This is a genomic window from Pseudomonas brassicacearum subsp. neoaurantiaca, assembly GCF_013608025.1.
Classification (GTDB): Bacteria; Pseudomonadota; Gammaproteobacteria; order Pseudomonadales; family Pseudomonadaceae; genus Aquipseudomonas.
This window is the reverse complement of record NZ_VDLV01000027.1, coordinates 1-10,402: the sequence shown is the minus strand read 5'-3', so window position 1 is coordinate 10,402 and position 10,402 is coordinate 1. Positions and strand designations below refer to the sequence as shown.

General features: G+C 64.1%; 2 protein-coding genes. Both read right to left on the bottom strand.

Features of this window, described 5'->3' with window-relative positions:
- Positions 1-8,537, bottom strand: an 8,537-nt coding sequence (locus FHK92_RS15685; protein ID WP_181288942.1) for a non-ribosomal peptide synthetase, incomplete at its 3' end; no start/stop codon positions are given.
- Positions 8,537-10,402, bottom strand: a 1,866-nt coding sequence (locus FHK92_RS15680; protein ID WP_181288869.1) for an AMP-binding protein, incomplete at its 5' end; no start/stop codon positions are given. The genes FHK92_RS15685 and FHK92_RS15680, both read right to left, overlap by 1 nt.

Sequence of the window (10,402 nt, the reverse complement as noted above, 5' to 3'; positions counted from 1 at the left end):
TGATCGCCATAACCAACACCAGCGTCCGTCGGCTTGCCCACCGCATCGGCCAGCCGCGTCGGTGCTTCCAGGCGTTGCAAGGCAGGCTTCCAGAACGCCTCGCTGACTTCCGCGTCCTGGCGTTGCAGCCAGGCGATGTAGTCCCGATAACGTCCGCCGGACAAAGCAACGGATTGCCCGCTGTAGCGCTGCAACACCTCGCCAAGCAGCTGCGAATTGCTCCAGCCGTCCATCAAGATGTGATGGCTGGTGTAGATCAAGTGATAGCGATCGTCCGCCACCCGCACGACCACCAACCGCAACAACGGCGCCGCTTCCAGGGCAAACCCTTGCTGGCGTTGGGCCGTTGCGAGGGTTGCCAGGTATTGAGTTGAATCAGCCTGTGCGCGTCCATCCTCAAGCTGCAACGCAACCTCCACGCGCTTGTACACCACCTGCAACGCACGCTTGAAATCACCGTCCCAGACAAAACCGCTGCGCAGCACGTCGTGGGCATCCGTCGCCGCTTGCCAGGCCTGGCGGAAGCGTTCGACATCCAGGCCTTCGACCTCCACGCGCATCTGGTTGATGTAGTGGCCGGCCTGTTGCTCATACAACGTGTGGAACAACATGCCCTGCTGCATCGGCGACAGCGGATAGAGGTCTTCCACCTCCCGCGCCACCAACGGCAACGCGTCCAGTTGCGCCTGGTTCAACCCCGCCAGAGGGAAGTCCGACGGCGTGAAGCCGTGGCGTTCGGTTTCGCAACAGTGCTCGATCAACCCCTCCAATTCCCGAGCGTAATCCACGGCCAGTGCCTGGATCGTCGCTTCGTCGAACATCTGCGTGCTGAAGGTCCAGTCGATGCTCAACTCGCCGGCATAGACGCTGCCGTTGAGGGTCAACCAGTTATCCAGCGGCGCCAACGGGCTCTGCGCCGCGCCCGCCGACTCGCTGGCTGGGACAAACAACCCGTCGGCCTCTGCGCTGAAGCCGCTGTCGAACTGCCCCAGGTAATTGAAGGTGATGCGCGGCACCGGCAGTGCCGCGAGGGCACGACGCGTCGGTTCATCGCCCAGGTAGCGCAACACGCCGAAACCAAGCCCTTTGTCGGGGATGGCCCGCAGTTGTTCCTTGATCGCCTTGATCGAGCCTTCGGCGGTCGCCGTCGGGGTCAGGCGCACCGGGAACAGGCTGGTGAACCAACCGACGCTGCGGCTCAGGTCCACATCATCGAACAACGCTTCGCGGCCATGGCCTTCCAACTGGATCAACGTCGATGTGTGAGAGTTCCAGCGGCCGATCACCCGGGCCAGCGCCGCCAACAGCAGATCGTTGACCTGGGTGCGATAGGTCGCCGGCGCTTGCTGCAACAGTCGTCGGGTCAGTTCCCTATCCAGCCGCGTCTGGACTTGCGTGGCGTGGCACCTGCGCAAATCACCCCCGGGGTGGTCGCAAGGCAGATCGTGGCAAGCGCCTTCCAGTTGCGCCTGCCAATACGCCACCTGGCCTTGCAACGCCGCGCTGCGAGCATGAATCTGCAACCGTTGCGCCCAAGTCCGTGCAGACGTGGTCTTGGCCAGCAATGTCGGCGTCTGGCCGGCCTGCAACTGCTCGTAGGCCCGTTGCAAATCTTCCAGCAGTACCCGCCAGGACACGCCGTCGACCACCAGGTGGTGAATCACCAGCAACAGCCGCTGGCTGCCATCAGCCAGGGTCGCCAGAACACCGCGTAGCAGCGCGCCACTGTCCAGTTCAAGGCTGCGCTGGGCGTGTTCGGCCAGGCGTTCGAGGGCCGCCGCGTCGGGAACCTCGGCGGTCCACAACATCGGCGAGCTTTGCCACAACGCACGTTGATCGGCCAAGGTGTTATGGCGTGCGATCCAGGCGCCGTCCTCATTGGCGAAGGCCAGGCGCAACGCATCGTGATGTTCGACCAAGGCTTGCAACGCCTGCTCCAGATGCCCGGCGTGCACCGGTCGCATACTTCTGAGGAGCACCGACTGGTTCCAATGATGAGGCTCGGCCATGGCCTGTTCAAAGAACAACTGTTGGAACGGCAGCAATAGCGCCTCCCCTGTCACCGGGCCTTGGTCGATGACCGGCCCGCCGTCTCCCGTCGTCGCCACGCCGGCCAAACCTTGGATGGTCTGGTACAGGAAGAGGTCTTTGGGACTGAAATGGATCCCGGCCTGACGGGCCCGGCTCACCACCTGGATGGAGATGATCGAATCGCCGCCCAGCTCGAAGAAATTGTCGGTCACACCCACGCGCTCGCGTCCGAGCACGCTTTGCCAGATATCCACCAGCGTCTGTTCCTGCGCGGTCATGGCCGCGATATAGGCCTGGGGATGGGCACCCGGCTCGGCTTTGGGCAACGCCTTGCGCTCGAACTTGCCGTTGGGGCTGACCGGCATTTTTTCCAGCCACACCCAGTGTTGCGGCACCATGTAGTCGGGCAAGGATTGGCTCAGATGTTCCCTGAGGCGCGCTTGCAGCGCCTGGCGAACGGTGTCATCGGCGATCAGCAGCTCGGCGCGCGCCGGCACCAGGTAGGCCACCAGCAGCGTGCCATCCTGGGCCAGGACCACGGTTTCGCGCACAGCGTCGTGCTCGGCCAGGCGCGCTTCGATCTCGCCCAGCTCGATGCGCAGGCCACGGATTTTTACCTGATGGTCGATTCGCCCGGCGTACTCGATCACGCCATCGACGCGATAGCGCGCCAGGTCGCCGGTCCGATACAAGCGCTGGCCATGGCCGAACGGCCCCGTGACGAAGCGCTCGGCGGTCAACGCCGCGCGCCGGTGGTAACCCCGCGCCAGCCCCTCGCCAGCCAGATACAGTTCACCAATCACCCCAACCGGCACGGGCGACAACTCATCGTCGAGAATGTAGGTGCCGAGATTGGCGATCGGCTGGCCGATCGGCACGCTGTCGCGCCCCTCTTCGACACAGGTCCAGTGGGTCACGTCGATGGCCGCCTCGGTCGGGCCGTAGAGGTTGTACAGGTTGGCGTTTGGCAGTTTGGCGAACACTTGCTGCTGGGCATCCACCGGCAGTGCTTCGCCGCTGCACACGATTCGCTTTAGGCTGGTGCATTCGGCCACGCGCGGGTCCTGCACAAACGCCTGGAGCATCGACGGCACGAAGTGCAGCGTGGTGATGCCCTGGGCCGTGATCAACTCGATCAACTGCGCCGGGTCGCGATGGGCGCCCGGTGCCGCCACCACCAACGTCGAGCCGGTCAGCAGCGGCCAGAAGAATTCCCACACCGACACGTCGAAACTGAATGGGGTCTTTTGTAGCACGCTGTCCGTGGCATCGAGGCCATACGCCTGTTGCATCCAACACAGCCGGTTGACCAGGGCGCTATGGCGATTGCCGGCGCCCTTGGGTTTGCCGGTGGAACCGGAGGTGTAGATCACGTAAGCCAGGTTTTCGCCGTGGACTTCGACGCCGGGATTGCCGTCGCGGCTTGCGTACAAGCCATCATCGGGCGAGTCCAGCACCAGGCTGCGCAGCCCATCCGGAATCGGTAAGGAATCGATGAGATGTTGCTGGGTCAGCAGCAAGCCGATGCCGCTGTCTTCAAACATATAGGCCAGGCGATCGCGCGGGTATTCGGGGTCCAGCGGCACGTAGGCGCCGCCGGCCTTGAGGATCGCCAGCAGCCCCAGCACCATCTCCACGGAACGCTCCACGGCGATGCCCACCAGCACGTCGGGGCCGACGCCCTGGTCGATCAGGCGATGGGCCAGACGGTTGGCCCGGGCATTGAGTTCGCGGTAGCTCAAGCGCTGCTCGCCGAAGACCAGCGCAGGCGCGTCCGGGGTCCGGCGCACCTGTTCCTCGATCAGCGCCTGGACGCTGCGGTCGAGCGGGTAATGCTGCGCCGTCGCGTTCCAGTCGATGAGCATGTGTCGGCGCTCGTCCTCATCCAGCAGCGTCCACTGCGCCACCGGGCGATGCAGGTCGTGCGTCATGTCATGCAACAGGTTGAGCCAATGCCGGGCCATGCGCTCGATGGTCGCCGGCTCAAACGGATCCGTTGCGTAGGTCAGGGCCGCGTGCAGGCCCTGCGGGCCATCGACCGTATCCAGGCTCAGGTCGAATTGCGCGGTGCGCTGCGTCCAGCCAAGGGGTTCGACGCGAAGGTCCGGCAAGGCATTGGCGAACGCCGAATCGGCTTCATTGCGGTGGTTGAACATCGCCTGGAACAACGGGCTGTGGCTGAGGTTTCGCTGCGGTTGCAAGGCATCCACCAATTGCTCGAAAGGCAAGTCCTGGTGCATCTGCGCGGCCATGGCCGTCTGCTTGAGCTGTTGCAAGAGGGCGGTGCCGGTCAGCTCACTGTGGAACTCGCTGCGCAGGACCTGGGTGTTGACGAAGAAACCAATCAGTCGCTCGGTTTCCAGCCGTTGTCGGTTGGCGATCGGCACGCCGACGCGGATGTCGGCCTGGCCGCTGTAGCGGTGCAGCAGCGCCTGGAACGAACCGAGCAACAGCACGAACAACGTGACGTTCTCCCGTCGGGCCAGGGCCTTGAGATCAGTGCTCAAGGCAGCGTCCAACACGATAGGCAGGCGTGCGCCGCGCAAGCTTTGCTGCGCCGGGCGCGGATGGTCGGTGGGCAGTTCCAGCAACGGTTGCTCGCCACCCAGTTGCCCGGACCAATAGGCCAGTTGACGATCCCGCTCACCGGCTGCCATCCATTGCCGCTGCCAGACGGCGTAATCGGCGTATTGCACCGCCAACGGTGGCAGATGCGCTTGCTGGCCTTGGACGAACGCCGAATACAGGCTCATCAGGTCATCGACCATCACCTGCAAGGACCAGCCATCGGAGACGATGTGATGCAGCGTCAGCACCAGGATGTGCTCCTGTTCGTCCACTTCCAGCAGCGCCACGCGCAGCAACGAATCAGTCAGCAGATCGAACGGGCGGTGGGTCTGCTGTTCGATCAAGACCTGGATGTCACGCCCTGCCAGACGCTGCTCGACGAAATCGGCCTCCCCCTGCCCGCGAATGACCTGGCAGGTGCGCCCGTCCTCTTCGACGAACAAGGTGCGCAAGCTTTCGTGACGCGCCACCAGCGCAGCGAAACTCTTGCGCAACGCGTCCTTGTCCAGCGTGCCGCGCATCCGCAGGGCCGTGGGGATGTTATAGGCGGCGCTGTCCGGGTCCATTTTCCAGAGGAACCACTGGCGTTCCTGGGCAAACGACAGCGGCAGTGGCGCATCGCGAGGCACCGGCACCAGCGCCGGAACCTGTTCGCCGGGCGCGGCCTCGAACGCCGCGACGAACGCCTGCAAGGTGCTGTGTTCGAACAGGCTGCGCAGCGGCACCTCGATGCCCAGCACTCGGCGGATCCGCGAAACTACTTGGGTCACCAGCAGCGAATGCCCGCCCAACTCGAAGAAATTGTCCTCCAGGCCCACGCGCTCAAGCTTGAGCACGTCCTGCCAGATCGCCGCGACTTGTTGCTCGGCCTCACTACGAGGCGCCACGTAGGCCTGTTGCACGTCGCTGGCGTCGGGCGCCGGCAAGGCCTTGCGATCGATCTTGCCGTTGGGCGTCAGCGGCAGCCAAGCCAGGAACAACAGGTGCGCCGGGACCATGTAGTCCGGCAACTGCGCCTTGAGGGCGGCCTTGAGCGTGGCGCGCAGCGACGCATCGGGCTCCGGCACTTCGCCGCTGGCAGGCACGACGTAGCCCACCAGTTGCGCACCGGTCGGGCCGTCGTGGGCGACCACCACGGTTTCGCGCACACTGTCCAGGGCCAGCAAAGCGGCTTCGATTTCGCCGAGCTCGATGCGCAGGCCACGGATCTTCACTTGATGGTCGATGCGGCCGAGGTACTCGACCACGCCTTCGGCGCGATAACGGGTCAAGTCGCCGGTGCGATACAGCCGTCCACCGACCGTGGAAAACGGATCGGGCACGAAGCGTTCGGCGGTCAATCCAGGGCGCTGGAAATAACCACGGGCCAGGCCGGCGCCACCGATCAGCAGCTCACCCGGCGCGCCGGGCGGGTTGAGCGTCAGGTCGCTGCCGACGATGTACAGCGCCGTGTTGTCCAGCGGCAGGCCAAGGAGAGGCCGGTCGCGCTCGGGGCTCAACGGGTGCACCGCCGACCAGATGGTGGTTTCGGTCGGCCCGTAGAGGTTCCAGAGCTTCGGCGAAAGTGCCAGCAGTCGCTGCGCCAGTTCCTGGGGCAAGGCTTCGCCGCCGCAGAGAAAGGTCCGGCCGGTGAGCACCGATGCGTGTTCATGGTCAAGCAGCATGCGCCAGCTCGACGGCGTCGCTTGCAGCAGGGTGACGTCGTGTCGTTCGATCAGCGCCAGCACCGCTTGCGGATCCTGGTGTACGTTCTGGCCGGTGAGCACGATGCTGGCCCCGGCGCAGAGTGGCCCGTAGATTTCCAGGCCGAAAATATCGAAGGAAAAGGTTGTCAGCGACAGCATGCGGTCGCTCGCCGCGAGGCCCGGCTGGGCGATCATGCTGGTGATGAAATTACCCAGTGCGCCATGGCGAACCATCACGCCCTTGGGCTTGCCCGTGGAGCCGGAGGTGTAGATGACGTAGGCCAGGTGCTCGCCGGTCAGCGGCACAACCGGGCAGGTTTTCGGAGCGTCTTGCAGTGCAGCGTCCGGCTGATCCAGCAGCAGGGTCCGGAGGGTGGTCGGGATTGGCAATCGCGCCTGCAAACGGGCCTGGGTCAGCAGCAACCCGATGCCGCTGTCTTCGATCATGTAGGCCAGGCGATCCTCGGGATACGCCGGGTCCAGCGGCACGTAGGCGGCGCCGGCCTTGAGGATCGCCAGCAGGCCGACAATCATCTCGGCGCTGCGCTCCACCGCGATGCCCACCAACTGGCTGGGCGACACGCCCAGATCGATCAAGCGGTGAGCCAGTTGATTGGCGCGGGCGTCCAGTTGCCGATAGCTCAGTGATTGTCCGTCAATGGTCAGCGCCAGTGCGTCGGGCACCCGATGCGCCTGTTCGGCAATGCGCTGGTGGACGCACACGGCCTCGGCGCCGTGATCGGCGACGCGCAGCCATTGCTGTTGCGTGAGGCGCTGTTGCGCCGGGTCGAGCAGCGGCAGTTCGCCAACCCGTTGGCGGGGCGCATCGATGATGCCTTGCAGCAGGTTTTGCCAGTGCCCGGCCAAGCGCTCGATGGTCTGCGGTTCGAAGAGGTCGGTGGCGTAGGTCAGCTCGGCGGCGATGCCTTGCTCGGTTTCGTAGGTGCTCAGGGTCAAATCGAACTGGGCGGTGCGCCCTTCCCATGTCAGGTCCTCGACCCGCAGTTGCGACAGCTGCATCTGTCGACGGCCTGCAGCATCGGCATTCTGGTGGTTGAACATGACTTGGAAAATCGGACTGTGGCTGAGGCTGCGCTCCGGTTGCAGGGCTTCGATCAGTTGCTCGAACGGCAAATCCTGATGGGCCTGGGCCGCCATGGCCGCTTGCTTGACCTGGGCGAGCAATTGATCGAATGGCATCTGCCCATTGACGTGGGCATTGAGCACCTGGGTATTGACGAAAAATCCGATCAGCCCCTCAGTCTCGACCCGATTGCGGTTGGCTGTCGGCACGCCGACGCGGATCTGCGGTTGGCCGCTGTAGCGGTGCAGCAATGCCTGGAACGAGGCGAGCAGGACCATAAACAGGCTGGCCCCTTCACGCTGGGCCAATTGCTTGAGCGCGGTGGCCAGTTCCGGCGCCAGCTTCACGTCCAGCCGTGCGCCACGAAGGCTTTGCACCGGCGGGCGCGGATGATCGAACGGCAGCTCCAGCACCGGTTGCTCATCGCCCAGGGTCTGGACCCAATAAGCCAACTGGCGTTCGCGCTCGCCAGCTTCCAGCCAATGGCGCTGCCAGATGGCGTAATCGGCGTATTGCACCGGCAGCTCCGGCAGTGCCAGCGACTGGCCGCCGGTGTCGGCGGCGTAACAGCGCACCAATTCATCCACCAGCACGCGCATCGACCAGCCATCGGCAATGATGTGGTGCTGGATCAGCACCAGCACGTGGTCGTCCTCGGCGATTTTCAACAGCGAAACCCGCAGCAACGGCCCCTGGCGCAAATCGAACGGACGCGCGGTTTCGCCTTCGACGTAAGCCTTGATGCGCGCGTCCTTGCTGATCGTTGAACCAGCCGGCAGTGCCTCGATAGCGATGCTCAGGGGCATGTGCCGGTGGATGACCTGAACGGCTTGCTCGCCGTGCTCGCTGAAGGTGGTGCGCAGACTTTCGTGACGCTCGACCAGGGCATTGAAGCTGCGCTCCAGGGCCGGCACGTCCAGTTGACCTTTGAGGCGCAGGGCGCTGGGAATGTGATAGGCCGAACTGTGGGGGTCCATTTGCCAGAGGAACCACTGACGCTCCTGGGCGTAGGACAGCGGGATGTGCTCAAACCCGGAACGTACCTCGGGGATCGGCAGGTTGGCCGGCGAGACGCCCTCTTCCTGCATCTTCTCCAGGTACAGCCTACGTTTGTCCAGCGGCAGAGTGATAAAGCGCTTGGCAACCCTCAAAGCAACACTCTTGTCCATCAGACTTCCTCCATTTCATCAAGCAGGGCGTCCAGCTTGTTCAGTTTCTCTTCATTGATTGGCCCGTCCGTGCTGTCGAGTCGGGCGACAAAATCCTCCAGGACGGGGTGCTGGAACAGCAGTTGCGGGGTCAGGCTCAACCCCAGTTCGAGGGCCATGCGCGAGACGGCGGTGACCGCCAGCAGCGAGTGGCCGCCCAGCTCGAAGAAGTGATCGTTCAGGCCCACGCGTTCAACGGTCAGCACCTGGGCCCAGATCGCCGCGATTTGCTGTTCCAGTTCGCTGACCGGTGCTTCATATGTGTTTTGCGAACGCCCGGCCTCGATGCCCGGCAGGGCCTTGCGATCGAGCTTGCCGTTGGGCGTGAGCGGCAATTGGTCGAGGAACAACCAATGCACCGGGATCATGTAGTCCGGCAGGTGCTCTTTGAGTCGGGCCTTGAGTGGATCGCGCAGGGTGTCGGCGTCCGACGAGGCCACCACATAGGCGACGAGTTGCTGTCCGCCCGGCCCTTCCTGGGCGAGCACGGCGACTTCGTTGACCTCGGGCTGTTGCAGCAGTCGCGCTTCGATTTCCCCCAGCTCGATACGGAAGCCGCGGATCTTCACCTGATGGTCGATACGGCCCTGGTATTCGAGCACGCCGTCGGCGCGATAACGGCACAGGTCGCCGGTGCGGTACAGGCGTTCGCCGGTGGTGGAGAACGGATTCGGTACGTACTTCTCGGCGGTCATGGCGGCGCGGCCGAGGTAGCCCCGAGTGATGCCGGCGCCGCTCAGGTACAGCTCCGCCGAGACGCCTTGGGGGACGGGTTGCAGGTTCGCGTCGAGCAGGTAGCTGGCGGTGTGTTTGAGTGGGCGGCCGATGTTGGCCGTGCCATCGGGGGTGCGGCGGGTCCAGGTGGAGTAAGTGGTGTCTTCGGAGGGGCCGTACAAATCGTAGACATGCTCGACACCACCGCCCCCCTGTTCACCCAACTCCTGTGGGAGCGAGCCTGCTCGCGATAGCGGTGGGTCAATCAATGATGGGCTAACTGACAGGACGCCATCGCGAGCAAGCTCGCTCCCACAGGTTTTGGTTGGGTAGAGGGTATCCACCAGGCTCTGCTTCAGCGGCTCACCGGCCAGGTTGACGATGCCATGGACATGCTCAACCCCCTGTGGGAGCGAGCTTGCTCGCGATAGCGGTGGGTCAATCAATGATGGGCTGACTGACAGGACGCCATCGCGAGCAAGCTCGCTCCCACAGATTTTGGTTGGGTAGAGAGTATCCACCAGGCTCTGCTTCAGCGGCTCACCGGCCAGGTTGATGATGCGCACGCTTTGCGGAATCTCCCCGCTGCGCTGCAACGCGGCGATGGCCGAGGGCACGGTGTTGATCAGGCGCACCTGGTCGCGGGCCGGCAGGTGCGGCAGTTCCAAGGCGTTGCGGGCGATGATCAGTGAACCGCCGTTGGCCAGCGTGACGAAGAGCTCCCACACCGACAGGTCGAAACACACCGAAGTGGACGCAAGTACGCCTTGGATGTCGTCGCAGCTGTAGACGGATTTGGACCAGTCGATCAGCGCCAGCACGTTACGGTGGGCGATGGCCACGCCCTTCGGTTTCCCGGTGGAACCGGAGGTGTAGATGACGTAGGCGAGGTTGTCCGGTGTGACCGCTGTGGCCGGTGCGGTGAAGGGATATGAGTTCAACTCAATCCGGTCGAGCATCAACACTTCCGTCTCGGCTGGAACCGTCAAAGCCACCGCCTGCTCGGTCAGCAACACTTTCGCCCGACTGTCATCAAGCATGTACGCCACCCGCTCGGCCGGGTAATCCGGGTCCAGCGGCACATACGCGCCACCCGCCTTGAGCACCGCCAG